The sequence below is a fragment of the Oleiphilus sp. HI0128 genome (assembly GCF_001635365.1).
The window spans coordinates 1-520 of the sequence record NZ_LWGG01001418.1 but is presented as its reverse complement, the minus strand read 5'-3'; the positions used below and the strand labels follow the sequence as shown (position 1 = coordinate 520).

The 520-nt window shown below is 43.5% G+C and carries 2 protein-coding genes; both read right to left on the bottom strand.

The window, feature by feature from the left end; all coding sequences use genetic code 11:
* Positions 1 to 115: 115 nt before the first annotated feature.
* Positions 116 to 397, bottom strand: coding sequence for a HigA family addiction module antitoxin (locus A3763_RS23540; protein ID WP_369808245.1), 282 nt, complete (start codon positions 395 to 397; stop codon positions 116 to 118).
* 15 nt (positions 398 to 412) lie between these two features.
* The coding region (locus tag A3763_RS29915; protein ID WP_197483073.1) for a type II toxin-antitoxin system RelE/ParE family toxin at positions 413 to 520 on the bottom strand (108 nt) is incomplete at its 5' end.

The following is a 520-nucleotide window of genomic DNA, read 5'->3' as shown; positions in this document are numbered from 1 at the left end:
TTTTATTCCAACGTGCCTCCTTGGTATTTCTGAACCGCTAAACTTTCGCAGAGCAAGAGGCACTTAAGGCAGGACATACACCCATAAGTCTACAAGATCTAACTCGTCTTATATGCTAGGCGGCAATTAAAGGCTTTACATCGAGTTCACTTCGATTAGCTTCCGCCTGCCACAAATCATATTGTGTTTGCTGATTCAACCAACTTTCAGCTGATGTATTAAACGCAATCGAAAGCCTCACCGCCATTTCAGGGCTAATACCTGCTTTACCGTTAACAATACTAGAGAGTGTTTTTCGACTAACGCCTAATGCTTCAGCCGCTGCAGTGATACTTAGCTCGAGAGGCTCAAGACAAAGCTCTTTAATAATCTCGCCTGGATGTGGAGGGTTGTGCATTAGCATAATTTCACCTCAGTGATAATCTTCGTAATTTACAATTTCTGCATGTTCCCCATTGAAACGGAACGTCACCCTCCAATTCCCACTAACACGAACAGACCAAACATCTGAACGCTTACC